We start from the raw sequence: 25,843 nt of genomic DNA on the forward strand, positions 1-25,843 counted from the left end.
ATCTCAAGCGAATACTTCCCGGTATTTGCTGGGACGGACAGCGGAAATGACTGCACCCGCACCTTAGCGCGTCCTTGAAACGCGGCAAAGGCGTTCGTCCCGGGTTAGGCCGCAGCATAAGGACGAACGCAAAATGTCTCAGATCGATAGTTTTAAATGCCGTAAAACCCTCACCGTAGGGGATAAGGAATATGTTTATTTCAGTTTGACCGAAGCCGAAAAGAACGGCTTGGAAGGCATTTCCGCCCTCCCATTCTCCATGAAAGTCCTGCTTGAAAACCTGCTTCGCTTTGAAGACAACCGCTCGGTTTTCAAGAAAGATATTGAGAATGTCGCCAAGTGGCTTGTTGATCGCGGTTCTGCCGGGGCAGAAATTGCTTACCGCCCTGCCCGCGTTCTCATGCAGGATTTCACCGGCGTTCCAGCAGTCGTCGATCTTGCCGCCATGCGTGATGCAATGGTCAATCTTGGTGGTGACCCTGAAAAGATCAATCCGCTCGTCCCGGTCGATCTTGTTATCGACCATTCCGTCATCGTCGATGAATTCGGCAATCCACAAGCCTTCAAGCGCAATGTGGATCTGGAATATGAGCGCAATGGCGAGCGTTACCGCTTCCTGAAATGGGGCCAACAGGCATTCAAGAACTTCCGCGTTGTTCCGCCCGGCACGGGCATTTGCCATCAGGTCAACCTCGAATATCTGGCACAAGGCGTCTGGACCAAGGAAGAAGACGGCGTGACTGTCGCTTATCCTGATACCTGCGTTGGTACGGACTCGCACACCACCATGGTCAATGGTCTTGGCGTTCTTGGCTGGGGCGTTGGCGGCATCGAAGCCGAGGCTTCCATGCTCGGTCAGCCAGTTTCCATGCTTCTTCCGGAAGTCATCGGCTTCCGCCTGACCGGCAAGGTCAAGGAAGGCGTTACGGCAACCGATCTGGTTCTTACCGTTGTTCAGATGCTGCGCAAGAAGGGTGTTGTCGGCAAGTTCGTCGAGTTCTTCGGCCCCGGTCTTGATTCGATGACATTGGCTGACCGCGCCACCATCGGCAATATGGGTCCGGAATATGGCGCAACATGCGGCTTCTTCCCGATCGACAATGAAACCATCAACTATATGCATATGTCTGGCCGTGACGAAGATCGTCTGGCGTTGGTTGAAGCCTATTCAAAGGCTCAGGGCATGTGGCGTGAAGCGGGCTCTGCTGATCCGGTCTTCACCGATACGCTGGAACTGGATCTCGGCACGGTTGTGCCTTCCATGGCTGGCCCCAAGCGTCCTGAAGGCCGTATCGCGCTGGAAGGAATTGCTTCCGGCTTCCGCGAATCATTGCAGAAGGAATACAAGAAGACTGAACAACTCGATGCGCGTTATCAGGTCGAGGGCGAGAATTATGATCTGGGCCATGGCGACGTTGCCATTGCCGCCATCACGTCCTGCACCAATACGTCAAATCCAAGTGTTCTGATTGCCGCTGGCCTCCTCGCCCGCAACGCAGTTGCCAAGGGTTTGAAATCCAAGCCTTGGGTCAAGACTTCGCTCGCCCCCGGCTCGCAGGTCGTTGCCGCCTATCTGGAAAGCGCAGGTCTGCAGGTTGAACTCGACAAGCTTGGCTTCAATCTTGTCGGCTTCGGTTGCACCACATGCATCGGCAACTCCGGTCCATTGCCTGCGCCGATCTCCAAGACCATCAATGATAAGGGTCTGATTGCTGCTGCTGTTCTTTCCGGCAACCGCAACTTCGAAGGCCGCGTATCGCCGGACGTGCAGGCTAACTATCTTGCATCGCCGCCGCTGGTTGTCGCTTACGCTTTGGCCGGAACGGTTACCAAGGATCTGACAACCGAGCCGCTCGGCGAAGATCAGAATGGCAATCCTGTCTTCCTCAAGGATATCTGGCCTTCCAGCCATGAAATCCAGGAATTCATCACCAAGAACGTTACCCGCAAGCTCTTTTCGGCAAAATATGCGGATGTGTTTAAGGGCGATGAAAATTGGCAGAACGTTAAAGTGCCAGCCGGTCAGACCTATGCATGGGATGACAATTCCACCTATGTGCAGAACCCGCCTTACTTTGTCGGCATGGGTAAAACCCCGGGCATTGTCAACGACATCAAGGGTGCGCGCATTCTTGGCCTGTTCGGCGACAAGATCACGACCGATCATATTTCTCCGGCCGGTTCCATCAAGGCCGCCTCACCTGCCGGGCAGTATCTGACCGATCATGGCGTGGCTCCGCTGGACTTCAACCAGTACGGCACGCGTCGTGGCAACCATGAAGTGATGATGCGCGGTACTTTTGCCAATATCCGCATCCGCAATCACATGCTGGGTGAGAATGGCCGCGAAGGTGGTTACACCATCCATTATCCAACCAAGGAAGAAATGCCGATCTATGATGCGGCAATGGAATATCGCCGCGAGAATGTGCCGCTGGTGATTTTCGCTGGCGTGGAGTATGGCAATGGCTCATCACGTGACTGGGCGGCAAAGGGAACAAATCTGCTCGGTGTTCGCGCGGTTATTTCTCAGTCTTTCGAGCGTATCCACCGTTCGAACCTTGTCGGCATGGGCATTGTCCCATTCGTTCTTGAAGAAGGTACAAGCTGGCAGTCACTGGGTCTGAAGGGTGATGAAATTGTCTCCATCGAGGGGCTTGCCACGATCCAGCCCCGCCAGAAAACATTTGCGACAGTGACATTCGCTGATGGTCAAGTGAAGCAGGTTCCTCTGATCTGCCGCATCGATACTATCGATGAACTGGAGTATCTGAAGAATGGCGGCATCCTGCAATATGTTCTGCGCGATCTGGCTGCCTGATTCGACATCATATAATTGATTTTGAAGGGCCGCCGGGCGATCGGCGGCCCTTCATCGTTGAATGGTACAGCATTCGTGATCGAATTCACCTCAAAGTGACTTCCCCTTGAATGAACGGACTCCTATCAATCTTCTGGCAACCAATCTGACAGATAAGATTTATAAATTTCACGAAGAAAGCCCCGCAATCTTGCTTACGCGCACCACTTCAAAACTCTTGGCGATCGGCCTGCCCGTTTTGGCAGCGATTGCTTATGTGGTTCCGGTCTGCGCAGAAGATGCGGGAACCAAGCCGGAAGGCGTCGTCGAGCTTTATACGTCGCAAGGTTGCGGTTCATGTCCCCCTGCCGATGCTATTCTCAAAGAACTGGCGGGGGAAGGAAAGGTTGTGGCGCTGGCTTTCCATGTCGACTACTGGGACTATCGGGGCTGGACCGACAATCTTGCTTTGCCCGAAAACACCGAACGCCAGAACGAATATCGCAAAGCCTTGAGTCTCAATGGCGTTTATACGCCGCAGGTCATCGTCAATGGACGCGAGCATATGAATGGGCAGGACGAAACGAAGATTCGCCGCCGCATTGCCGATATGCGCAATACACCCATGGGGCTGACAGTGTCCGTTTCCATTGAGAAAGCTGCAAAAAACCGGCTTCTTATTGATATAGGCTCAGGATCGGTTACGGCTAATCCTGTCCGTGTCGTCCTTGCATATTTCAATCGCGAGAGCATCGTCTCTATCCCCGGCGGCGAAAATACCGGACGTATGGTGAGTTATGCCAATAGCGTTCGTGCCATGGAAACCGTGGGCATGTGGGATGGCAATGCTCAAAAGATCGAGATCCCAATGAGTGAGCTTGCCAGCAAGAAGGCCTCAGGTTGCGCGGTGCTGTTGCAAGAGATGCTTGGCGACGGCAAGCCCGGGCCAATCATCGGTGCGTCAATCATGGCGTCCAAATAGCTGAAAGAAAAACAGGCCGGATAAATCCGGCCTGAGCTATTGGGGCATGTTGCCAAATATACTGAGATTATTGATCTGATCTGAACAATCCGCTTGGGCGGGGGGCTTGGGTAATCGAACTGCCCTGATCAAACCATCTCTGGCAACACAGCTGGATGTTCGGTTTGAATTTCGGCGGCAATGCGTAAGGAAGATGGCGAGAATGTGTCGCATCATCACCATTGGCTTCACCCCGTATTGGTTCGTGAGGTGCGGAAACGAAGGCACTGTTTTCACAAAATTTGCGCAGTAAGAAAATTGCAAGCTTGTAAAATTGTCCAGATGGGGTCACCTTATTGTCATCCAGGTGTCACACGACAAATTCAAAGGCGGTTGATTGATGGAAAGCAATGCAGGTGGCGACGATTCGCAGCGCCAGGCGAAACTCATCCCCCTCGTTCGAAACAATGATTTGCCGATTACCTTCGACCGGCGCGAACTCAATCAAATTTTGCGTGTTTATGGGTTTATGGTGTCCGCTGGCGAATGGCGGGATTATGCCATTGACCATCTTTCCGACAGGGCAATCTTTTCGGTTTTCCGGCGCACCAGCGAAGTCCCGATGTTCCGCATTGAAAAGAACCCGAAACTGTCACGCAAACAGGGTGCCTATAGCGTTATCGCCGCAGGCGGCCTTATTCTTAAACGCGGGCACGAACTCGACAGGGTCTTGCGCATTTTTGACAAGACGCTGAGCATCGTACGCAGCTAGAGCAGGCCCGCTCGATAGTGCATGCCAAATCTGCCAAGCGCGATCTTTGAAACATTGCTCACGCATGGCTTTATCTTTCTGAAGCGCATCAGCCCGATATTATCTGGAAAGCTTGCTGATTTTTAGAAATGGCCAGCCGGGCGGTGTTAAGCTCCGCAATAAAGCGCCACCATAACAGAATGCTTGTACTGCCAAAGCCAAGGCACAACCCGAACCAGATGCCATAGCTGCCCCATCCGAACCCGTATGCGCACAACACCATCGCGGGAATGCCGATAAGCCAGTAGCCCACAAGTGTATTGAACAGGGCCACTTTCGTTTTTCCAAGCCCACGTAGCAAGCCGACACAGATATTCTGTGAGCCTTTGAAGAATTGGTGCGCAATGGCGAACCATAATAATGTGGCTGCCGCCCCGAACAGGGATGGATCGGCCCGGCCACCGAGAAATGGAAGCAAAACTATTTCAGGCAGGAACACGTAGACGAGGCCGATAATTGCCATTGCACTGAAGCTGATCGCGAATGTTCGTCGTGCAATAGCGCTGACCTGATCTGCCTGCCCCTTGCTGACCGTCCTGCTCACAAGAATTGATGAACCTTGCGAAAGGCCAATATTGAGCTGGTAAACAATATAGGCAAGTTGATTGACGATATTGGAAGCCGCCAATGCTAATGGCCCGAAGGTTCCCATGAAAACCGTTGCTATCGAAGTGATGGCTGCTTCCGAACCATATGTCAGCGTGATCGGCAGGCCCATCCGGGTAATCATCGCCAATGTTGCCGGGCGTGCCCGCCATCCATCGAGCGCAAGCAGAGGCCTGAGCGCATCATCACGCCGGACGGTTCTCAGATAGACCAGAAATGTCCATGCCTGAACCAGGGTGGTGGCAAGGCCAATTCCAGCCAATCCAAGCGGAGGTATCCCGAGCCAACCATAGATGAAGATCAGGTTCAGGCCAGCATTGACGGCTATGGATATTATCGTAACGGTCAATAAGGAACCGGCGCGGCGCATGCCGACCGCGAACTGCCGCAACACGTTTAGCCACAGCATTGGCAGCAAGCCCGGGGCCAAGGTCAGCATGATCGGCTTGGCCAAAGTTGCCACCGCAGTCGCTTGGCCAAGGAAAGTCAGGATTTGGCTGAAAATCACCAATATGACGCCGGCAATCGTCGCCGCAATTGTTGCAATCAACATTGAGGCACACAGCAGGTCGCGTATTTCGTCAGTCGCGACGTCGTCAATTGCAGATGTTCCGGTACGTTTCTCGCTGCGTCCGACCGAAGCAGCAATGAGATTGCCAACCCCCGTCACCATACCAACGCACATGGTACGCAACTGGTTATAAAGCAGCAGCGAAAGGCCCCCGGCTGCAACGGCCTGAACACTGATGAAACCCATCATCAGCAGATCGGTGCTTGTCAGGGCAACCTGGGCAAACTGGATACCTGCAATGGGCGCAGCCAAATCCAGAATTTCTTTATACTGTCTGAAATTTATCGGCATCGCTTTAGGCCCACAACGTCGTCGGAGGCACTGATGCCAACCTTATCGATTCAATATAGGCGTCAAAAAGCTGGTCAAGGCGACGATGCGCCGGTTTGTCCAGAAGCTGCCGCTCGTTAAGCCAATCATCATTGAAAACGCTGTCGAGATATTTTTCTCCGGCATCACAAACCAGGACGACCATAATGCTCTTTGGCTCCACGAGCGCCAAACGTTTGAGAGCAACGTGGATGGCAGCGCCTGCAGTGCCGCCAACGAGAAGGCCGGTTCTGCGCGCCACCACACGTGCCGCCGTGAACGCATCAATATCGTTTACTGTAAGGCCCTCATCGATCAGTTCGTGCTCGACATTGGGTCCAACCGTAAAACCGGCCGGCGCTCCGGCCCCGGTCTGCCAGTATTTGCCCGGGGCTCCGCCGAAAATAATCGATCCGGCAGGCTCCACGCCAATGCTTGTCACATGAGAACCGAGACGATGCAGTTCTTTGACCGTTCCACACAGTGTTCCCCCTGTTCCCACCGCGCCAACCAGATAGTCGATATCTGTTCCAACATCCCGAAGCAGTTCCATGGCTAGCCCGGTATAGCCCTCATTATTGCTCGGATTGTAGTGCTGATCCGGCCAGAAAGCGCCGGTAGCCTTTACAATCTCGCCAGCTACACGGCGTCTGGCAACCGTGCTCGGACCCTCGGTATTGCTTTCCACGAATACAAGCTCGGCGCCCATCGCTTGCATGACCCGCAGTTTGTCGCGCGAGGCATGATTATCCACAACGGCCGTAAATTTATAACCACGCTCAAGAGCGATCAATGCAAGCCCGGTTCCTGTATTGCCCGAGGTTGGTTCAACAATATGTCCTCCTGGTTTGAGCTTGCCATCGCGCTCGGCCGCAAGAATCATCTCCCGGGCCATCCGCACTTTACATGAGCCGGTTGGATTAAACTGTTCCAATTTCAGCAGCAGCCGGCTGCCCGAACCGGTGCGCGACAGCTCCAATAATGGTGTGTCGCCAATCAGCTCGGAAGATTTGGTTTTAATACGTTCAAAGGAAGGATTGCTATACACATTCATCGGTCAATCCTCCACGTAAAACGCTCATTGTCCTCGGTCACGACGATCTTGGGGGGCAAGGCAAGCTGGTGAAACTCGCTTTCATTTTTATCCATCTGATAGCCGGCAGTATTGGGGTAGATGATGTGGTCGCCATAACGAGGTGGCGCAGGGAAATTGATTTTCCGCCACGTCAGGACGTCATATTCCATACAGCTCGATCCACCGATCGCCGCGCTGACGGGGTTCTGTGGCCGAGCCTCTCCGTGTTGAACAAGAAATGGTGCAGGCAGAAACTCACTGTTCTTCCATTGCTCGGACAAGCTCATGCTGATCCCTGCAACCGTAACGATCCCGTGTTTGTCGTTCTGTTTATATCCCTGCACAGGAAAGACGGTCATCCCCGCCCCATCCAGCAGAGCTCTTCCAGGTTCCAGATAGAGCTGAATTTGCGCATCAGTGAGGCGCGAAGCCAAAGTGCCAGTCGTGGCGGGTGATTGGAGTACGGCATCCAGCATCGCGGCGCCGGTTGGCGACTGGTAGTATGGATAAAAGTGGTTAAAGGTCTTCCCGGCGTGAAACTGTGACGGGTCCATTGCTTCAAGAAAGGAATGCCAGTCCTGCTCATCGATATAATGACAGGCAAAGCCGCCGCCAATTGAGATAGCGGCACTGGGAAACCCTTGCTTGCGCGCTTCAAGGCAGCGATCAATGAGCGCCAATGCCAATTCAGCACGCGGAGCGACCGCATAGCCATCAAGGTGGAAAGAATAGCCATTCATGATGACGTATTCACGGGATTCGGCGCAACGCTTCAGCGCAGTATCCAGGTCTGCCTGGTTCAGCCCAAAACGACTATTGGGCGCACGGGGAGGCAGCACCCGCAGCAAAATCTGCAATGGAACAGAATACTTGGCAATGCTGATTGCCCGTTCCAGTTCGTCCAAGGCGTCAATAGCGACAGTTGCTTTATGGCGGCAAGACAGCCAGAGAAGATCATCACTCTTTGCTGCTCCCGTAACACCGATATTACTGCCGCAAATACCGTTTGCCAGAGCGTGAACAAATTCCGGGACACTGGCAACATCAACTGAGCCGCCCAGTTTTGCCACTTCGCGCAACCACGCTCCCGCTTTATTGGCCTTCTTGCCGAAATAGACATGCCCGCTCACATTGCGCTGTTTGAGAATAGTCTGGAATGACTCGAGATTGGCGGCAAAACTATCCGGGTGGATGAGATGAAACGGGCCCTCGATTGCATTGCTGATCTGGCGCAGAAGGGTGGAATCCTGCCTTACAGCCTGCGCCCAGGGGCGCTCCAAGGCGCGTACGGAGTTGAGGCCTATTTCCATAGCTCAATCCTGTTTCCGCGTCCGGCGGCGATGGCTCTTGTTGCAAGTGCATGGGCAACAGGAATGTCTGTGATGATCATGCCGCTGCTGAAAGCAAATACGCGGTCCTGCTGTGAACGGCGTCCGCTTTTGCGGCCGACAATGATATCAGGCAGTTCTGCATCAATTCTGGCAATGCCATCGGGTCCGGCAAGACGTTTTCCCGTGACGCCCAGCTGACCTTCATTTGTCGCAATGGCATAGTCGGCATCACCCAGCGCTCCGCCTGCGACGCCCTTGCTTGCGACCGAAATTAGCAATCCACCCTGTTTCAGCCATTTGGTCTCAACTTTGGGATGGGCGGCACGACCCGAGGCGGCGATCACAATGTCAGATTCGGCAACTGCTGCGGGAACATCCGTTACCAGCTCGATGCTACGACCCGGAAAATAGCGTGCAAACATTTCCAAGCTGGCAGCTATGCCGTCCGGGTGCGTCCCGAAAAGCCGCAGCGTTTCGATATCTGGAAGAGCGGTCAAAAGAAAAGGAAGCGTATTTATGCCCTGTGCTCCGGTTCCAATCATCAATGCAGAATTGGCATTCTCTTTTGCGCAACTCCTGGCAATAAGTGCCGTTGTTGCAGGCGTGCGCAGGCCGCCTACGCGATGGCAGTCCATCAACGCAAATGGCAAACCGGTTGTGTCATCGTAAAGGCTGATAGTGGTGTAATATTTTTCCGCGCTCTCGGCGCCTTGACGGTACGAGGTTTTGAACCCGGCCTGTTGGAGTGCGCCATCATAACCAAGCATTGAATAGGCAACGGCATCGCGCTGCTCGAGTGGTAGCGGCATCATAAGCTTTGTCGGACAACGGGATTGTCCATTTGCATAGAATGCGTAAGCATCTTCCACGAGCCGGATAATATCAGCTGGCGGCAGCTCAATGTCGGCAAGATCGGAACGGGTAAGGATGTGAATTGCAGGTGTGTGCATATAGGATTTGGTCAAAATTAATCTCTTTCCAAATGATCTTGTCGCGATGAACAGCAATAATTTCTTGTGTAATCCATAGTCGGCGCATTGATTGTGCCGATGTAAAATAATCAGGTCAGGTGAAGACGTTGCTTAAAAGGGTGGTGCCAACAAAATTGAGGGAGGCCGGACTCCCAAGTACCTCCATGAAGGTTGATCTGAAAACGGGATCAATATGAACGGAACGTCTGGTTACTCGCTTTGCAATATGGAATTCATTGAACTGTAAATCGGACGAGCATTTCAAATACAACGATCATTATTCGCAACATTATTACATCCCTATTACGTATCGAATACATTTTGGTGACTGGCGGTATTTTCGGGACTTCCTCTTAGAGGTTGCGCACTTCATCTGCCACCGCACCAACCAACTCGTGGTCATGGCTGATCAGCAAAGCACCGCCCCCATTTGCAACAAACCTGCGGACCGCATTGACAACCGTAGCGGTCGTGGCGGGATCAAGCATCGCACTCATCTCGTCGAGAATAATGTAGTTCGGCTTTGCCGCGACGGTTCTGGCCATGGCAGCGCGTTGAAGCTGGCCGTCGGAAACCTGCGCGGGGTATCGCTCTAAGAGGTCGCGTGTCAATCCGACAGAAGCAATGAGTTCGTCAACATCAACATCCGGTTTGGCGACCTGCCGGATGGTTTTCCCCAAGGTCAGTTTTGGATTGCATGAACGGCGGGGAGACTGGAACATCATGCCTATTCTGCCCTGCACCGTTCGGCCGGAGCGGCCACGGACATTTCCGACGCTAAAACCATCACAAGTGACCAGTCCGTATGATGGTTGGATAAGGCCCGCCATCACCCGCCCGAGGGTTGTTTTTCCTGTCCCGGATGGCCCGGTCAAACCCAATATCGACCCGGCATGAACAGTGAGGCAAACCTTGTCGAGAATCCGGACGGGACCAGACTGGGAACGCCCGAATTCAACAATTACATTCTCTGCTTTCAAGCAAGCCATCACAGCGCTCCGGCGGCTGAAAGCCGTGCCGCGTAATTATAGGTTTCGGGCAAATCAGTAAGCACGGGTGGCACGCCCGGCATCATGTGCAATCCATTGCGGGGTAATGCGGCAAGCAGGTCGCGGGTGTAACGCTCCTTTGCTCCGCCAGCCAATATATCGCGTGCCTGCCCGCTCTCTACCATTCGGGAAGCATACATGACGCTGACAGTATCAGCAGCACCGCTATCGATGAGCTCCGCTATATCATGCGTGATGAGGATCACGGCAGCGCCCGCATCTGCTGTCCCGCGTAAAAGGCGCAAGAGGCCCACCGTAAGATCGGGATCCAGAGAAGCCGTCGGCTCGTCAGCAATGATTACTTGCGGATTTCCCGCCAACGCGAAGGCAACCGCGGCGCGCTGGGCCATTCCGCCGGACAGTTCATGCGGATAGAGGCTGAGCGCGGTGGGGCTGAGATCAACATGGCTCATCAGCTCGCTAGGCGTAAGCGGGCCGCCAAGGACAGTGACAGTCTCAGTGAGCTGCGATCCCACGGTGCGCACCGGCGTCAGGAAGGTGGCTGCCGATTGTGGTATAAGCGCAATATTGCGGCCCGCCAGTTCACGTTCCCGCCCAAAAATGCTCTGCCCATCATAAGTAATATTGCCTGTGACCTTGGCCGAGCGTGGCAGCATCCCTGTAAGAGCTTGCGCAATCATTGATTTTCCGCAACCGGATTCGCCCACCACCGCATGAATGCGGCCCCGCTCCAGCGTAAGACTGACCCGTGTAACCGCATGTACGACACCGCCGTTCAAAAGTGGCAGCCGGATGGTGAGATCGTCTATAATTATAGTCATCAAATAGAACCCCGCACGCCATTCATGCGGCCCGTGAGGTTCGTACCCACAATCCCGATAGACAAGGTAACCGCGATTAAAAACAGGCTTGGAAATACAAGCAGCCACCATTGCCCAAGCAGCAAAGCCCCTTGCGCATCAGCAAGGAGCGTGCCGAGCGATGCTTTGTGCACGGGGAGTCCAATCCCAAGGAACGACAAGGTCGATTCATGCCAGATTGCATGCGGTATGAGGAGTACGAGTCCGATCATGCTTTGACCAAGTGATGCAGGCACAAGATGGTACCAAATGATCTGCCAGCGACTCATCCCTGAAAGCCATGCCGCCTCGACATATTCGGCATGTCGAAGCCCCAATATCTGCGCTCTCACGATGCGCGCAATCTGAATCCAATGCGTTAGAACAAGAGAGGCAACAATTGCCAGCAGTGAGCCTCGGAATAGGGACACGATGATCACCCCGAGCAAAACATGTGGCAACGCGTTCATTCCATCCATAAGGCGCGTAATGGTTCGGTCGACCCAGCCGCCCGTCATACCCGCAAGAATTCCAAGCAGCATGCCAAACAGGCTTGATCCGACGGCCGTCGTCAGCGCTATCGTCAACGATATTCGCAGCCCGGCCGCCACTCTGATAAATAGATCATGGCCAGCAGAGTCTGTGCCGAAAAGACCACCTGCACCAGGCGCAAGCCCGCTGCGCGCAAAGTCAGCCGATAGGGGATCAACATTGGTTACCCAAGGCACAATAAACGCATAGCCGCCGATCAACATAAGTACAGCCCAGGCTATTGATACGGCTGGAGAGGGCAAAAATCGCCGATTCCAGGAGACCTCAAGCATCGGCGTCCACGCGCGGATCGAGAACGACATAGATCACATCCGCCAGAAGATTTCCGATCAGCACCAGCATTGTTATAGCAAGCGTGAGAAAGGTCAGCAGAGGAAAGTCCAGAGATTGCGCGCTTCTGACGAGCGCGCTTCCCAAGCCCGGCCAGGCGAAAATTGTTTCAACGAGAACAGAACCGACAACAAGCTCCGGTAACCGCGCGCCCACCAGCGCTATGAAAGGTGGCAATGCAGTTGGCAGGACGTGTCGGCGCAAAATCATCGGGTACGGGATGCCGCGAACACGCGCGCCCCGCACCGCATCAGAGGTCAACACTTCGGCAATAGAATCCTTCAGGCTTAAAACCAGCCATGGTATCTGAGTTACGCCCAAAACCAGGCCTGGAAGCAGAAGGTGGCTCACTGTCGATGCAAAGCCTATTGGCTGCCCCGGATATGTCAGCCCTCCAGTCGGCGCCCAATGCAGTGACAAAGCAAAAAGACCAAGTGCGGAAAGCGCAAGGACAAATGGAGGGGTTGCCTGCAATATGATCGTCAGAGCACCGATCGAGCGACTGATCAGGCTTTGCGGTCGAAAGCCGGCAATGGCGCCCAACAGGAGCGATACAACCACACTGATCATCAATCCTGTTACGCCCAATAGAAGGGTCCATGGCAATCGGTCCCGAAGAACCTGCGCAACCGGCTGATAGTACGATCGGGATATGCCGAGTTCTCCGCGACACAGGCTGCTTATCCACTCCCACCATGTCAGATACCAGGGAGTATCCAGACGCAATTCTGTGACGAGTTTTGCCTGTTGCGCAATGCTGAGCTCTCCGGCACGACCGCCCATATAGGCATCAAGAGGATCATAAGGACTCACCGCCGCAAGCGCAAAGACACCAATGGTGACGAGGACGAGAAGTGGGATCAAAAATCCGAAGCGTCTGGCAACCATGACAAGAATATCGTGGCGCCGACGGCGCCACCTTTCATGCAACATACCCACACTATTGCCTCTGCCAATTTTCGATCGCATACCATGGGCCAAACCCCACTCCATGCGTATGAGGCTCCAGAATCGCAGCATCCCTTGTGAAACCTTGCTGCCGCTTCACATAAACATGATTGAGATAGGCCAGTTGCAGCATGGCAGGCTTCAATCGATATTGCTGCTGTATCTGCCGGTATAGATCGACCCGCTTACCGGAATCCTGTTGAACGCGCGCTTCATCCAGCAAGCGATCGACAGTCGGATTGATGTAATCAGAACCATTATCCCATTTCGCTCCCACTCCGGACTTGGCATATTTTGAGTGCAGAATATGATAAATCTGGCCATCAATCGAGTAAGGTATGCCGCCGCCGCCCAGCATGACTGGCGTGCGGGCGTAGACTTCCGCAGTTACTGACTTGGAGTCCTGCGCTACCAGATTGAGCTCAATGCCAATTTTCTTAAGATCACTGGCGGCAGCAAGACTTAGATCCTTGCGCGCACGATCACGATTGGGGAAATAGATAACGTCGAAGGCTGCACGCAGACCGTTCCGAGCGCGCACGCCATCCGGCCCCACGACCCACCCCGCATTGTCGAGAATTTTCTTTGCCTGCTCGGGATCATATGGAAACTCTTGGGCCGGGTCATAGCTGTCACCATAAAACGAAGCCAAAAAGGTGGAATTCGCAACGCCATGCCCTTTCAGCACATGCTTGACCATGCTCTCACGATCCACTGCGAGATTAACAGCAAGGCGCACCGCATCGTCACCGGCAACCGGATCGCCAGCCGGGAGCGTAAGGCCTCGCCAATCAGCAGTAGGAACGGAAATTACTTCAAACTCAGGAGCCTGAAATGTTTGCGCCAGCTCGGCAGCCAGCATACTGCCATCGCCCTCACCGGCGCGCAGTTGCTGAGCGCGGGCATTTTCATCAGCCGTGTGGCGGATGATGATCTTGTCGACCTGTGGCTTGCTGTCCCAATAATCGGCACGCGCACTCATGATAGCCTGGTCAGGCCGAAGTTCGGTCAGCACATATGGACCCGTGCCAATAGGCTCGTCATTAAGCGAAGAGTTTTCCGCTTTACCAAGATTGGCGAAATCGAACGCTTCGGAAGGGGCGATTGAATTGAGCAAGCGGCGACCAAACTCCGCCAAGGGTTCCTTGAGCGTAAACTTAACTGCGCTACCCTCCGCCTCGACCTTTTCCACTTCGTCCCACGCAGAGATTTCCGACGATGCGGAACGAGGATCAAGCAGGGCCTTGAAGGTGGCCACGACATCCTCGGGACCAAACGTCGTGCCGTCGGAAAAACGCACACCGGAGCGAAGTGGTACCGTCCAGACGCGATTATTGTCGCTTGCGACACTGGGACCGGAAGCAAGGATTGGCGTAAGGGCAGGTTGCTTGTTGAAAACGCCTGTCTCAATCCGATAAAGACCTTGATAGATATGCGAGTCGCCGTTGCGGCCGTGACCAGTGATTGGATTGTACCGGCCCAGCATATCTCCATCGATGATGATAACGGTGTTGACCGAAGGGGACGATGTTTCCGCCAAGGCAGGCGGAATAACCAAAAAGATGCTTGTAATTGCAGTAGCGAGCAAGCACCTGACGTTCATTAAAGAGGTCATTAAAAAATCAATCCTTTTAATACAAACTGCAAAATTAATCGGCGCGGCGTGGAGAAAAATTTCCAAACTCAGTTCACGCAAATCGATACTTAATAACATAACGTATCTTCTCACAAGCTGTTTTTTTATGGCGTGAAATTTTCCGGTTTTTAGGCCTCGGTAGATGCGATCGGCGCGCTGTTATTGACAGCACCGCATACGGATGATAGCCGTATGATAATATGATTGTTTTAGTCAATTTATATGTTAGATGATATATTATTACACATAATCAAGAAGGTCTTATTATGCTTGGCAATGGGCTTAAGTCACTTTGTACAATTGGTTTGATTGGTATTTTGACAGTGGGGTCCGCTACGGCTGACAGCACAAAGACGCAATCCATCGTTGATGAGCGGGGAACGACGGTCCAAGTGCCGGTTGAACCCAAACGCATAGCCGCCATTTCTTATTTCGCTACGGATGTTGCGTTCGCGCTTGGCATCAAACCAGTGGCCACCACCTACATGGCGGCCGGTCGCGACCCCGATTTTCTTCTGGGCATGACAAAGCAGATCAAACAAATCGGCCAGCGGGCCAAACCAAATCTGGAATTGCTGTCGGAAGCCAAACCCGACATTATCGTTGCCATGCGCCGCTACACTATCGGCAATGCCGAACAGTTGCAGAAGATCGCGCCTTATGTGGCGTACAATATGGAGCTTTTGAGCGAAAGCGATCGCGAGATCTCCCAACTTGCAAAGATACTCGGCAAGCCTGAGCGTGGCGATGAACTGAATGCAGCATTCTCCCAGCACCTTGCCGAATACAGTGCCAAAGCGCCGAAAAATGTGCATCCGCGTTTTCAGATCATGTGGGCTGGAGATACCCCGTGGTCTTTCCATACCGAGAATACGACGGCCTCGATTGTGGCGGCTCTTGGCGGTGACAATATCGCAGGTTCAATGCGTCCCGGCGGACCGTTCGGAGTAGAACTCAGTCTTGAGGCTATGCTGGAAAAAGACCCCGAGGTCATTTTTGTCTACGATTCCGGCCCCGACCGCCCCCACGAGAATAACCCGATCTGGCAGCAGCTTTCTGCAGTCAAGAATGGCCGCGTTTTTTATGTGGCCGATCATTGGGTAGAAACCAACGGTCCAATCGCCCGCGAAATCGTTTTGCGTGAAGCAGCGCACTATCTTTATCCGGACACCTTCCCGAAGGTCGATGTCAGAGCGGAAGCCGCTAAGCTGATACCTTCAGACATTCAGTAGTTATACTTCTTGGCGCAGCAGCAAAAAACGGGGATGGGGCGATCAGCAACTATGACCGCCCTTATTGTGGCAACAGCCCTGCTGGTTGTGGTTGCCGGCCTGCTCGTCGGCTCCAAACCGCTAGGATTGTCCAAGGTTCTATCGGTTCTCGTATCGCCCGATGGCAAGATTGAATCAATCCTTGTTTGGACACTGCGCTTGCCCCGGAGCCTTTCGGCCCTTGTGGCAGGCGCGGGGTTGGCGGTGTCGGGCTATCTGTTGCAGGCGCTAACGCGCAACCCTCTGGCTGGTCCGGATATTACCGGCGTCGCATCGGGCGCCGTAGCACCCATCGTATTCTGCTTTGTATTTCTACCGTGGATTTCGTCGGTCTATCATCCATTTGTCGGGTTGGCTGGCGGTCTGACTGCTGCCTCGGTGACACTTTGGATATCGCGTGGCGGAAGGGGCCGTCCGCTGCATCTTGCTCTTGGCGGCATCAGCGTTTCACTTTTTCTGGGAGCAATAACCACCTATGTTCTGCTGCTCAGCGGACCGCAAACACCTTCCCTCCTTTTCTGGTTATCCGGCGGTTTTCAGGGAAGATCATGGCCGCAGCTTCTGTACATGACACCTTGGGTTGCTGTTGCCGTGGTCGGCGCTTTTGCCTGCCAGCGTGTCATCGGCATGCTGGCACTCAGCGAGCATGCATCCATCGGCATGGGCTTGAATATGAATTTGTGGAAACCGATACTCCTTGTGCTTGCTGTTATGCCCGTAGCCGGTGTCGCGCCGGTCGCGGGGCCAGTTGCTTTCGTTGGTCTTGTCTCGCCCCATATTGCTCGACTGCTCAAGCCGCAGAGCACCCTATGGTCAATTGCCTTGACAACCGCCATTGGTGCTTTGATGGTTGTAACTGCCGATGTGATTGCCCGCAGCATTGCCCTGCCGCGCGAACTTCCGGTGGGAATTATCACCGCATTGCTGGGTGGCCCATTCTTTGTCTATCTCGTCCAAACGCAAAGTTTTTCGCTGAAAGGCGGTCATTGACATGACAATGTCCGCCCCGGTCCAACGCCCATCTCTCATTGCACCATTATTCGCTTTGCTCGCATTAATGGTGCTGGTATTTTTGGCCGCGGTGTTCTTGGGCGTTGCGGATCTTCCGGCGACCGATGTAGCAGCGGTCATGGCGGGCCATGGTTCTGACCAAGCCAAATCAATCATTCTCGATATCCGGCTACCGCGTATTGTTACTGGAATACTTGCAGGTATTCATTTCGCCGTCGCTGGACTCTTGTTGCAAACCATCACCCGAAATCCACTCGCCGATCCCTCGATCATGGGAATTTCGCAGGGTGCAACGCTGGCCGTCACAATTTTCCTTTTGTTTGCCGTCTATATTTACGATCCCGGCTCCAATACGCTCGCGGTACTGCCGGTCGCATGGCTACCAGCTATTGGCACTGTCGGCGGCATCATGGCGGGTGGCATCATTTATCTCCTCGCCTTCAGACTCGATCTGGGACCACTCAGGATTACCTTGTGCGGCATCGCAATCGGCGCCGTCCTGCACGCCGCCGCTATCGGATTGATTGCCGGATGGGGTTCAGCGCGCATTGAAATCCTCCTGGAATGGTTATCCGGCAGTCTTTACGCACGCAGCTGGAATCATGTGCTTTTCCTCTTGCCCTTTACAGTTTCAGGGCTCGCTATGTTGCCGATCCTGCGGCGCTCCATAGACCTTTTGCGGTTCGATCCCCCGGTTGCACGATCCTTCGGTCTCTCCTATCGCAAACAATTGTCGGTTGTTCTGCTATTGTCTTGCGCGCTTGCGGCAAGTGCCGTCGGTGCTGTTGGCCCCATCATTTTTGTGGGACTTGTCGTTCCGCATCTTGCCCGTTTTTTGGCAGGAAAACGTTTCGCGCTTGTACTGCCTTTTACCGTTGCTCTCGGCGCATTCATTGTTACCTTGGGCGATCTTCTTGGCCGTCTCCTCGGACAGGCCGAAGAAATCCCCATCGGGGTGGTCACGGCGGTCTTTGGGGTGCCGGTATTGATCGCCCTGCTTCGCAAGATACCTTGAGGATCATAATGCCCCTCTCCTGCTCGCAATTGTCGGTTTTCTATGGATCGCGCAAAGCGTTGAACAGCTTCAACATTGACCTGAAGGCCGGAGAGGTTCGGGCGCTCATCGGGCCCAACGGCTCGGGTAAGAGCACTGCATTGCAGGCACTCTCAGGTTTGATCGTGCCGCGGGAAGGTCGCGTTGAAATCAACGGCAAACCCGCCAAACTAATGTCGCGACGAACCATTGCCAAGCAGATGGCTTTCCTGCCGCAACAACCTTCGGCTCCCGACGAGATGACTGTTGAACAGCTCGTCAGGCAGGGCCGCTATCCGCATGTAGGCTTGTTTCGCAGCTACAACAGCCATGATGAACTGGCCATCGAATGGGCGTTGGAAAGCACAGGGCTGACCGCTCTTGCTGACCGAAGCCTGCTCGAGCTTTCGGGAGGCGAGCGGCAGCGCGCCTGGATATCAGCGGCTCTGGCACAAGAGGCCCAGATCCTGCTGCTGGATGAACCGACATCGTTTCTCGATATCGGTTTTCAGGTGGAAGTCCTCAATCTGGTTCATCGTCTTAGCCGCGAAAGGGGCGTGACAATTATCATGGCCATTCATGACATCAATCAGGCCATCTCCGTCAGCGACCGAATTTCGCTGCTGGAAAAAGGTCAGTTGCTGTTCGATGGCGAGCCCAATGCCCTTGCCGAAAGTGGCCTGATCGAAAAAGTATTCCGGGTTAAAGGCAACTTTGTCCGCATCACGCCGGAGAGCCGTCCGCACTTTGATATTGAGCTTGCCCGAATGCCAGGCGCCAAGATTTAGAGCTCTTCTGTAGCGAGCAGAACGATTCTATCCAAGCAGAACCTTAAGCCTTTAGCGGTGGCTGATCTGGAAGCGTTGCTGCCCCGCCATTCATATCAAGCTGCATCAAAACCGTATCCAGCCAGCGACCATGCTTGAAGCCAGAGGCTTCTATCTTGCCGCAATGCCGGAAGCCTGCCTTGGTATGAAGCTTTACGGATGCAGAGCCTTCGTGACCGTCGCCGATAACCGCGATAAACTGACGGAACCCCAAGGCAGTGCAGTCATCAATCAGTCTCTGGATGAGGATTTTCCCCAAGCCCTTTCCTTTGGCTTCCGGCGCGATGTAGATCGAGTCTTCTACTGTCCACCAATAGGCAGGGCGTGACCTGAAATAGCTGGCATAGGCATAACCAATAACCTTACCGCCCTGCTCGGCCACCACATAGGGAAAGCCATCTGAAACAAGCGAATGAAACCTTTTCGTCATTTCCTGAAGATCGGGCGCGTCGATCTCGTAAGTAGCCGTGCCGTGAAGGACGGCATCGCGGTAGATTTCAGTGATGGTTTCGAGATCGGCAGGCTGCGCGGGGCGGATATGAATGTCAGACATGGCTTCGCTTGATGAATAATTACTGACAGCTTTCATGCACCTATTTGGTGCAAACTTAAAGGTGCTGACACCGCAAACGGGATCAAAAACCTATATTCAAGGCATAAAAAAGGGCAGCTTGCGGCTGCCCTTTTCAGTATCACTGCCTGCGCAAAACTATTCGCGGTTGCCTAGGAACTGCAGCAGGAACATGAACATATTGACGAAGTCGAGATAGAGACGAAGTGCACCCATGATTGCCTTGCGGCCATAGGAGTCCGAATCGTCGCCTTCATAGTACATTTCCTTGATCTGCTGTGTGTCGTAGGCGGTAAGACCTGCAAACACTAGCACGCCAATCGCTGAAATAGCGAACTGCAATGCGCTTGACTGAAGGAAGATATTGACCACCGAAGCGAGCAGGATGCCGATTACGCCCATGAACAGGAACGAGCCGAAACCGGAAAGATCACGCTTGGTTGTGTAGCCATAGAGCGAAAGCGCGCCAAACGACGCCGCTGTGATAAAGAACGTCTGCACAATGCTTCCCGAAGTATAGACCAGGAAGATTGACGAGAGCGACGCGCCAACGAGCGCGGCATAGACCCAGAAGGTCGTCTGGGCTGCGGCAACGCTCATCGAGTTAATGCGGAAGCTCAGGAAGAACACTGCAGCCAGCGGCGCGAGCATGACGACCCACTTCAGCGGCGATACGTAGAACGTAACACCGAAGCTGGTCAGCATCTTGCCATTTGGCAAAGTAGCAGCCGCAAGCGACGGATCATTTGTCGTCGTCATATAAACGATTGCGAGGGCGGCAAGACCGGTCACTGCGAGACCGATCGCCATAAGATTATAGACCTTCAGCATGTAGCTGCGCAGACCTTGATCGATCCCCGCGTCCACACGCACTCCGGCCGTATTCTGGGCCTGGATGTTGCGATAGTCAGCCATGGTTTTCCTCATTGCTTCGTCCCGCCCTTGTGTCGGGGACTATCCCCAGGCTCCGCTGGCGGGACCCCAGCATGCCTTGACAAGAATTATGGTGATTAACCCGCCCCATAACAAGTCCTGTTTTACTCAAGATTGCGTGCGCAATCGCAAAATAGGGCTCAAATAGTCAAATATTACATGATTTTAATCATTTCAGAGGTTTCTGAGCACCGGCGCAGCCTTTTGTCCCAATATGCGCCATGTTCCTGCGAGGCCGAATCCCACTGTTAGAATCAGGGCTACTGCAACAGTCATGACCGCAACTTCCGGCTGGAATGAAGCTGGCAGGGACATGACCCTGACGATCACGTACCAAGCTGCCAAACCTCCGGCCAGCAGGGCGAACACCGCCGTCGACAGCCCAAGCAGCACATATTCCAGCGTAAAGGCCTTGATGAGCGTACGCCGCGTTGCCCCAAGTGTTTTCAGCACCACAGCATCGTGAATACGTGCCCGGTTCCCTGCCGCCAATGCGCCGCCCAAGACCAGTATCGACGCGATCAAGGCAACGGACGCGGCGGCTCGAATGGCCACTGCCAATTGCCCCACCAGTTCATTGGCAATGGTGATGGCATCCTTGACGCGAACTGACGTGACGGCAGGATAAACGCTGGTTACCTCCCGCATCACATTGGCTTCCTGTGCCGTGGTCGCGGCGGGATCTGACAGCGTTGCCAGCCATGCATGTGGGGCGCCTACAAAGGTGTTAGGCGAGAAAACCATGACGAAGTTGATTGCAAGTGATTCCCATTGCACTTCGCGGAAGTTGGCAATTCGCGCCGTCATGTTGCGGCCGAGCACGTTAACGGTGACTGTATCACCAAGCTTTAGGCCGAGATTGCGGCCCTCTTCTGCTGAAAAGGACACCAATGGTTCGCCCGTATAGTCGGCTGGCCACCAGCTGCCTTCAGTCAAGGTTGAATTTTCCGGCACGTTCTTCGCGTAAGTAATGCCTCTGTCACCACGCAGCACCCATGCACCCTCTGGTGAAATAGTCATCTTGGTAATGTCCGTGCTGTTGAAAGCAACGATACGGCCGCGCAGCATAGGCGCGCTTACAATCTTTCCATTGGGCGCTGATTTTTGCAGCAGATCCTTGAACTGATCTATTTCCCTGCTTTGAATATCCACGAAGAAGAAATTCGGAGCCTTTTCCGGCAGATTGCCCGCCAATTGCTGCCTGAGGCTACCATCAATCAAGGCTAGGGAAACAAGCAGGGTCAGACCGAGGCCGAGCGACAAAACCACGGAGGGTGTCAAGGCGCCAGGCCGATGAATATTGCCGATAGCAAGACGGAGTGCTGTCGAGGAGACACGGGGCGCACGACGCGCAAGCCATTGAACCAGGCTGGAAACGGCACGCAGGATAATGAATGAAACGGCAACGGCGCCCACGAATACAATAGCAATGCGCCGGTCATAAGCGAAATAGATCGCCAGGAGGCAAAGCGCTCCCATCAGCGCGACGGCAATGCCGATGTAAGTGGGTTTTGGCCAGCCGCGCTGATCAAAACCCTGCTCGCGGAATAAGGCAGTCGCCGGAACGTCGCGCGCCCGCCCTAAAGGCAGGATTGCAAAGGCTAGCGTCGTTAAAAGACCGAACAGGGCAGCCCAGAGCAATGCACCGGGATAAAAACCGCCTGCCCCCGCAATGGGGAGGACGTTTTGAAGTGCGTAGGCTGCAAGATAGGGAACTGCCGCAGCTGCAATCAAACCTACAAGAATGCCGACAATGGCCAGAATGACGATTTGGAAGAGATAGACCGCAATAACAAACCAACCCGGCGCGCCGAGTGATTTGAAGGTAGCGATAACGCCGCGCTTGCCGTCAAGATAGGAACGGACGGCATTGGCGACACCAACGCCGCCAACGACAAGCGCCGTCAATCCGACCAACGTCAGGAACTGTGAGAAGCGTTCAATATTGGCGCTAAGTGATGGCGCAGCATTGGTGCGGCTGCGAATTGTCCAACCAGCTTGCGGAAACTTTTCCTGCGCTTCGTCGCGTATGCGTGTGATGGTCTCCTCGCTGGAGGCTGCCGGAAGAGAAATTTTATAATTGTGATCGACGAGACTGCCGGGCTGAACAAGTCCGGCGGCACCGAGTCCTTCAAGCGACACCATGAAGCGTGGTGCAAAACCAAAGCCGTCCGAAAGTGCATCCGGCTCATTCACAATAACCGAGCGAACCTCAAAACTTGCCGAGCCGAGGAGAATGCGGTCGCCAAGCTTCAAGTGCAGACGCTCCAGAAATATCTCAGCTACCGCGGCACCATAGGCGCCTTCTTTTTCATCAAAGAGCGCCCCGTGATCAAGCTTTGGCGTTGTTTCGAGTTTTCCATTCAAAGGATAAGAACCATCGACAGCCTTGACCTCCACCAATGATTGATCGCTGCCATCGGGAAGCCGTGCCATGGAGCGCATATTGGCACTCACGGCCAACTTGCCCTTGCTTTCAAGGAAGGCGCGCTCTTCTGCCGTGACTTCGCGCTGGTTAAGCTGGAAGCGGATATCGCCGCCAAGAATGCTTTGCCCCTGGGTGGAAATTCCCGAAGTTACCGAATTGGCCACCGAGTTGACGCCGCCGATCGCGGCGACACCGAGCGCAATGCAGGCGAGAAATATATAGAATCCCGAAAGACCGCCGCGCATTTCACGCAGCGCAAATCGCAGAGCCAGTTTCAATGTTGGACCCGAACCAAACGACAAATTGCTCATGCGGTTTTTGCCAAGGCCGGCGCGCCTTCATCCAACTCGATCAGGCCCGAGCGCACACGAATTTCCCGGTCGCAGCGACCGGCCAAGCTGGTGTCATGTGTGACAAGGACCAAGGTGATTCCCAGTTCGCGCTGTTTTTCAAAAAGGAGATCGGCGATTTGTCGCCCTGTCGCCGTATCAAGGTTTCCGGTTGGCTCATCGGCAATCAGTATCTTGGGCGACGGTGCAAGGGCTCTGGCAATAGCCACGCGCTGTTGTTCACCGCCTGAAAGTTCGCCCGGGTAATGGGTGACGCGATCTGCCAGACCCACGGCCGCAAGCATGCGTTCTGCAATGGCAAAAGCATCGGAATTTCCGGCCAACTCCAAGGGAACGGCCACATTTTCCAATGCTGTCATGTTCGGAATGAGATGAAATGACTGAAACACAATGCCGATATTCTGGCCGCGAAAAGCTGCCGTGGCATCCTCGCTTAACGTTTCAAGCCTCGTGCCTGATATTTGAACCGAGCCGGAATCCACATGTTCAAGTCCTGCCAAAACCATCAAAAGCGTGGATTTTCCGGAACCTGAGGGACCGACAATCCCAACGGATTGACCCGTATCAATATCGAGGGAAATACCCTTGAGGACATGCACGGCCGAAGCGCCTGTGCCAAGTGTCAACTCAATGTGATCGAGCTTGATAACGGATTTCGTCACGAAAAGACTTCCTTTGCGATATGGTCCACACAACATGCAACGCAGCTGATCTGATATGGGTGTCCTGAAATGATATTCAAACCGTTGATAAGAATTGTTGTTTTTCTAAGTCTTGTTGCCTTGCCTGTTTCGGCTTTGGCCAATCAAAATACCGTGTCCGGACAACCGCTGTCGGTTGTGGGCTTCGGTGACAGCCTGATGTCGGGATTTGAATTACCCGTTCAGGACTCGTTTCCAGCCCAGCTGGAAAAGGCGTTGAAGGACAAGGGGATAAACGTCACAGTCGCAAATGCAGGCGTGGCGGGTGAGACAACAACTGACGCGGTGAGCAGGTTGGACTGGTCTGTACCGGAAGGCACGGGCCTGGTTATTCTTGAATTTGGCGCCAATGACGCACTGCGTGGCATTTCACCGGAGATAAGTGAAAAAAACCTCGCGGAAATCATCGAAAAGCTGCAACAGCGCAAAGTTCAGGTCATTTTGGCCGGAATGCTTGCGCCACCGAATATGGGCGGTGATTACGAGGACAAATTCAACGCAATCTTCCCCAGATTGGCGCGGAAATACGACGTCCCGCTCTATCCCTTCTTCATGGAAGGCGTGGCCGCGCAGAAATCATTGCAACTTGAAGACGGTATGCATCCAAATACGCAAGGCGTCGCTAAGATGGTGGAAGGGTTTTTGCCGGTCATCGAAAAAACCATCGCCGACGATACATCGTCGTCTAACAAAGCCACAAATTCCAACATATCGCAGTAGAACACATACCGTGACCAATTTGTCGCGCAGGGCAAGAATATGAACTTATGGCTTGCCCCCGGACGGGTTCAATGATTCTCTAGGTGCACAACTCGATTCGGGGAGGATGCCTTATGCCGCGTCTCTTTACTGCCCTCGAAATTCCGCGCGACGCCGCACTCTCGCTGTCGTTGTTGCGCGGCGGGCTTCCGGGAGCCCGATGGATCGATGTCGAAAACTATCACATCACATTGCGTTTCATCGGGGATGTCGAAGGTCACGTTGCCGACGAAGTGGCAAACGCTCTTGATCGCATTCGACGTCCTGAATTTACTCTCCGTCTTTCGGGCGTTAACGCCTTTGGTTCCAAGAAGCCGCACAGCGTGGTTGCTTCTGTAGCGCCCTCGCCCGATATTCAGGCACTGCAAGCTGAGATAGAGCGTATCTGCCAAAGACTTATGCTTGCTCCCGATCCTCGGAAGTTTACGCCACATGTTTCGCTGGCCCGGCTACGCAATGTCCGCAACGAGGAAATAGCCCATTATCTCTCTTCGCGGGGCAATTTCTCCACGGCACCCTTTCCTGTCGGGCGTTTTGTGCTGATGTCATCACGCGATTCAGTCGGTGGCGGGCCTTATATCGTCGAGGAGGCCTGGCCTCTGGAGTCGCGCCGGTCGTCCTATCAGAACCTTGCGGAAAGGCCTTTTGAGGCCGCAAGGATCATCCGGTAAATCGCTTCGAAATCAGAATCTGTGCCGTAATAAGGGTCGGGAATTTGCTTGGCATCGCCGAGGGCAACCCCATAAAATAGTCCTGTTTGCGCGGATGCACCGGCAGGACGGCGCTTTTCAATGGCAGCCATGTTCATTCTGTCCATGCCGACAATCAGGTCAAAGCGATGAAAATCATCGGCCACCAGCTGCCTGCATTGTTGGTTGGAAATATCGATACCATAACGACGCGCTATTTTGATCGATCTCGCATCCGGCGCTTCGCCGGTGTGATAGCCATTGGTTCCGGCAGAATCGATCAACGCTCCTCCGGCTTTGCCTTCTGCTTCCAACACGGCTCGGAATACGCCTTCTGCCAAGGGCGACCGGCAAATATTGCCAAGGCAAACAAAAAGAACGGAACGAAGCGGCAAAGTTTTCATTTCGGCACCATAATAGGCAAGATAGCGTTGACGATCCCACTTACCAAAGAATTCACATCATTGTGAGCAAAACTCTTGCACCGCCCCCTACTCCTTCCCATGTTCTTAACGAACAA

The 25,843-nt window shown here is 53.9% G+C and carries 23 protein-coding genes; 9 read left to right on the forward strand and 14 right to left on the reverse strand.

Annotation, left to right across the window (positions count from 1 at the left end):
• The first annotated feature begins 133 nt into the window (after positions 1-133).
• The 3 genes from acnA to AC6CHM_RS14365 all read left to right on the forward strand — a co-directional run bounded on the left by acnA (position 134) and on the right by AC6CHM_RS14365 (position 4,533).
• The gene (gene acnA / locus AC6CHM_RS14355; RefSeq protein WP_115054454.1) at positions 134-2,821 is read left to right on the forward strand and encodes an aconitate hydratase AcnA; all 2,688 of its coding nucleotides are present in this window, start codon (positions 134-136) and stop codon (positions 2,819-2,821) included.
• A 106-nt stretch (positions 2,822-2,927) separates the two neighbouring features.
• Positions 2,928-3,782 carry a DUF1223 domain-containing protein gene (locus tag AC6CHM_RS14360; RefSeq protein WP_307281356.1) on the forward strand — a complete coding sequence of 285 codons (855 nt, stop codon included), beginning with the start codon at positions 2,928-2,930 and terminating at the stop codon, positions 3,780-3,782.
• Between the two features lie 379 nt (positions 3,783-4,161).
• Positions 4,162-4,533: a DUF2794 domain-containing protein gene (locus AC6CHM_RS14365; RefSeq protein WP_337354173.1), complete on the forward strand. Its 372-nt coding sequence runs from the start codon at positions 4,162-4,164 to the stop codon at positions 4,531-4,533.
• Positions 4,534-4,621: 88 nt separating this feature from the next.
• Here the strand turns inward: AC6CHM_RS14365 and AC6CHM_RS14370 are convergent, their stop codons facing one another.
• The 9 genes from AC6CHM_RS14370 to AC6CHM_RS14410 all read right to left on the reverse strand — a co-directional run bounded on the left by AC6CHM_RS14370 (position 4,622) and on the right by AC6CHM_RS14410 (position 14,729).
• A complete protein-coding gene (locus AC6CHM_RS14370; protein WP_498173586.1) occupies positions 4,622-6,001 on the reverse strand; it encodes an MATE family efflux transporter in 1,380 nt (459 codons plus the stop codon).
• Positions 6,002-6,044: 43 nt separating this feature from the next.
• The gene (locus AC6CHM_RS14375) at positions 6,045-7,112 is read right to left on the reverse strand and encodes a PLP-dependent cysteine synthase family protein (protein WP_336440349.1); all 1,068 of its coding nucleotides are present in this window, start codon (positions 7,110-7,112) and stop codon (positions 6,045-6,047) included.
• Positions 7,109-8,443, reverse strand: a complete 1,335-nt coding sequence (locus tag AC6CHM_RS14380) for a type III PLP-dependent enzyme domain-containing protein (protein WP_498173587.1) — start codon at positions 8,441-8,443, stop codon at positions 7,109-7,111. Before AC6CHM_RS14380 ends, AC6CHM_RS14375 begins: the two co-directional genes overlap by 4 nt.
• A complete protein-coding gene (locus AC6CHM_RS14385) occupies positions 8,434-9,429 on the reverse strand; it encodes an ornithine cyclodeaminase (protein WP_498173588.1) in 996 nt (331 codons plus the stop codon). The genes AC6CHM_RS14380 and AC6CHM_RS14385 overlap by 10 nt, the downstream gene beginning before the upstream one ends.
• A 359-nt stretch (positions 9,430-9,788) precedes the next feature.
• On the reverse strand, positions 9,789-10,424 hold the full coding sequence (locus AC6CHM_RS14390) for an ABC transporter ATP-binding protein (RefSeq protein WP_498173589.1): 636 nt from the start codon (positions 10,422-10,424) through the stop codon (positions 9,789-9,791).
• Complete coding sequence (locus AC6CHM_RS14395; protein WP_307281371.1) at positions 10,424-11,266, reverse strand: ATP-binding cassette domain-containing protein; 843 nt, start codon at positions 11,264-11,266, stop codon at positions 10,424-10,426. The genes AC6CHM_RS14390 and AC6CHM_RS14395 overlap by 1 nt, the downstream gene beginning before the upstream one ends.
• Entirely contained in the window at positions 11,266-12,138 is an 873-nt protein-coding gene (locus AC6CHM_RS14400) for an ABC transporter permease (RefSeq protein ID WP_307281375.1), read from the reverse strand. Before AC6CHM_RS14400 ends, AC6CHM_RS14395 begins: the two co-directional genes overlap by 1 nt.
• Complete coding sequence (locus AC6CHM_RS14405; RefSeq protein ID WP_498173590.1) at positions 12,101-13,054, reverse strand: ABC transporter permease; 954 nt, start codon at positions 13,052-13,054, stop codon at positions 12,101-12,103. Before AC6CHM_RS14405 ends, AC6CHM_RS14400 begins: the two co-directional genes overlap by 38 nt.
• 52 nt (positions 13,055-13,106) lie before the next feature.
• On the reverse strand, positions 13,107-14,729 hold the full coding sequence (locus tag AC6CHM_RS14410; protein ID WP_498173591.1) for an ABC transporter substrate-binding protein: 1,623 nt from the start codon (positions 14,727-14,729) through the stop codon (positions 13,107-13,109).
• Positions 14,730-15,016: 287 nt separating this feature from the next.
• Between AC6CHM_RS14410 and AC6CHM_RS14415 the strand changes: the two genes are divergently transcribed.
• The 4 genes from AC6CHM_RS14415 to AC6CHM_RS14430 are packed head-to-tail and all read left to right on the forward strand — an operon-like array spanning position 15,017 to position 18,853.
• Positions 15,017-15,982 (forward strand): ABC transporter substrate-binding protein, encoded by a 966-nt coding sequence (locus AC6CHM_RS14415; protein WP_498173592.1) that lies wholly within the window; start codon positions 15,017-15,019, stop codon positions 15,980-15,982.
• 51 nt (positions 15,983-16,033) lie between these two features.
• On the forward strand, positions 16,034-17,011 hold the full coding sequence (locus AC6CHM_RS14420) for a FecCD family ABC transporter permease (protein ID WP_498173593.1): 978 nt from the start codon (positions 16,034-16,036) through the stop codon (positions 17,009-17,011).
• 1 nt (position 17,012) lies between these two features.
• Positions 17,013-18,047, forward strand: a complete 1,035-nt coding sequence (locus AC6CHM_RS14425; RefSeq protein ID WP_498173594.1) for a FecCD family ABC transporter permease — start codon at positions 17,013-17,015, stop codon at positions 18,045-18,047.
• Between the two features lie 8 nt (positions 18,048-18,055).
• Positions 18,056-18,853, forward strand: a complete 798-nt coding sequence (locus AC6CHM_RS14430; RefSeq protein ID WP_498173595.1) for an ABC transporter ATP-binding protein — start codon at positions 18,056-18,058, stop codon at positions 18,851-18,853.
• 43 nt (positions 18,854-18,896) lie between these two features.
• On the opposite strand, the gene AC6CHM_RS14435 is transcribed toward AC6CHM_RS14430, so the two are convergent.
• The 4 genes from AC6CHM_RS14435 to AC6CHM_RS14450 form a co-directional block, all read right to left on the reverse strand.
• Complete coding sequence (locus AC6CHM_RS14435; RefSeq protein ID WP_307281393.1) at positions 18,897-19,445, reverse strand: GNAT family N-acetyltransferase; 549 nt, start codon at positions 19,443-19,445, stop codon at positions 18,897-18,899.
• 156 nt (positions 19,446-19,601) lie between these two features.
• Positions 19,602-20,378, reverse strand: a complete 777-nt coding sequence (locus AC6CHM_RS14440; RefSeq protein ID WP_115054465.1) for a Bax inhibitor-1 family protein — start codon at positions 20,376-20,378, stop codon at positions 19,602-19,604.
• A gap of 192 nt (positions 20,379-20,570) precedes the next feature.
• Positions 20,571-23,135, reverse strand: coding sequence for an ABC transporter permease (locus AC6CHM_RS14445; RefSeq protein ID WP_498173596.1), 2,565 nt, complete (start codon positions 23,133-23,135; stop codon positions 20,571-20,573).
• Entirely contained in the window at positions 23,132-23,836 is a 705-nt protein-coding gene (locus AC6CHM_RS14450; protein ID WP_498173597.1) for an ABC transporter ATP-binding protein, read from the reverse strand. The genes AC6CHM_RS14445 and AC6CHM_RS14450 overlap by 4 nt, the downstream gene beginning before the upstream one ends.
• A gap of 69 nt (positions 23,837-23,905) precedes the next feature.
• Here AC6CHM_RS14450 and AC6CHM_RS14455 point away from each other — a divergent pair, with 69 nt between their 5' ends.
• Together AC6CHM_RS14455 and thpR are read left to right on the forward strand one after the other, a co-directional pair.
• Positions 23,906-24,595 carry an arylesterase gene (locus AC6CHM_RS14455; protein ID WP_498173598.1) on the forward strand — a complete coding sequence of 230 codons (690 nt, stop codon included), beginning with the start codon at positions 23,906-23,908 and terminating at the stop codon, positions 24,593-24,595.
• 113 nt (positions 24,596-24,708) lie between these two features.
• On the forward strand, positions 24,709-25,305 hold the full coding sequence (gene thpR / locus AC6CHM_RS14460) for an RNA 2',3'-cyclic phosphodiesterase (protein WP_115054469.1): 597 nt from the start codon (positions 24,709-24,711) through the stop codon (positions 25,303-25,305).
• Here thpR and AC6CHM_RS14465 read toward each other — a convergent pair.
• Positions 25,257-25,727, reverse strand: coding sequence for a low molecular weight protein-tyrosine-phosphatase (locus tag AC6CHM_RS14465; protein ID WP_115054470.1), 471 nt, complete (start codon positions 25,725-25,727; stop codon positions 25,257-25,259). The two genes, thpR and AC6CHM_RS14465, sit on opposite strands and share 49 nt — an antisense overlap.
• Positions 25,728-25,843: the final 116 nt, after the last annotated feature.

This window comes from Phyllobacterium sp. GQ127 (assembly GCF_059758635.1).

Bases quoted from the DNA above. Each gene is read 5' to 3' on its own strand.
- acnA (WP_115054454.1), top strand. From the start codon at position 134: ATGTCTCAGATCGATAGTTTTAAATGCCGTAAAACCCTCACCGTAGGG.
- AC6CHM_RS14365 (WP_337354173.1), top strand. From the start codon at position 4,162: ATGGAAAGCAATGCAGGTGGCGACGATTCGCAGCGCCAGGCGAAACTC.
- AC6CHM_RS14375 (WP_336440349.1), bottom strand. From the start codon at position 7,112: ATGAATGTGTATAGCAATCCTTCCTTTGAACGTATTAAAACCAAATCT.
- AC6CHM_RS14380 (WP_498173587.1), bottom strand. From the start codon at position 8,443: ATGGAAATAGGCCTCAACTCCGTACGCGCCTTGGAGCGCCCCTGGGCG.
- AC6CHM_RS14390 (WP_498173589.1), bottom strand. From the start codon at position 10,424: ATGGCTTGCTTGAAAGCAGAGAATGTAATTGTTGAATTCGGGCGTTCC.
- AC6CHM_RS14395 (WP_307281371.1), bottom strand. From the start codon at position 11,266: ATGACTATAATTATAGACGATCTCACCATCCGGCTGCCACTTTTGAAC.
- AC6CHM_RS14400 (WP_307281375.1), bottom strand. From the start codon at position 12,138: ATGTCGTTCTCGATCCGCGCGTGGACGCCGATGCTTGAGGTCTCCTGG.
- AC6CHM_RS14405 (WP_498173590.1), bottom strand. From the start codon at position 13,054: ATGGTTGCCAGACGCTTCGGATTTTTGATCCCACTTCTCGTCCTCGTC.
- AC6CHM_RS14410 (WP_498173591.1), bottom strand. From the start codon at position 14,729: ATGACCTCTTTAATGAACGTCAGGTGCTTGCTCGCTACTGCAATTACA.
- AC6CHM_RS14415 (WP_498173592.1), top strand. From the start codon at position 15,017: ATGCTTGGCAATGGGCTTAAGTCACTTTGTACAATTGGTTTGATTGGT.
- AC6CHM_RS14420 (WP_498173593.1), top strand. From the start codon at position 16,034: ATGACCGCCCTTATTGTGGCAACAGCCCTGCTGGTTGTGGTTGCCGGC.
- AC6CHM_RS14425 (WP_498173594.1), top strand. From the start codon at position 17,013: ATGACAATGTCCGCCCCGGTCCAACGCCCATCTCTCATTGCACCATTA.
- AC6CHM_RS14430 (WP_498173595.1), top strand. From the start codon at position 18,056: ATGCCCCTCTCCTGCTCGCAATTGTCGGTTTTCTATGGATCGCGCAAA.
- AC6CHM_RS14435 (WP_307281393.1), bottom strand. From the start codon at position 19,445: ATGTCTGACATTCATATCCGCCCCGCGCAGCCTGCCGATCTCGAAACC.
- AC6CHM_RS14440 (WP_115054465.1), bottom strand. From the start codon at position 20,378: ATGGCTGACTATCGCAACATCCAGGCCCAGAATACGGCCGGAGTGCGT.
- AC6CHM_RS14445 (WP_498173596.1), bottom strand. From the start codon at position 23,135: ATGAGCAATTTGTCGTTTGGTTCGGGTCCAACATTGAAACTGGCTCTG.
- AC6CHM_RS14455 (WP_498173598.1), top strand. From the start codon at position 23,906: ATGATATTCAAACCGTTGATAAGAATTGTTGTTTTTCTAAGTCTTGTT.
- thpR (WP_115054469.1), top strand. From the start codon at position 24,709: ATGCCGCGTCTCTTTACTGCCCTCGAAATTCCGCGCGACGCCGCACTC.
- AC6CHM_RS14465 (WP_115054470.1), bottom strand. From the start codon at position 25,727: ATGAAAACTTTGCCGCTTCGTTCCGTTCTTTTTGTTTGCCTTGGCAAT.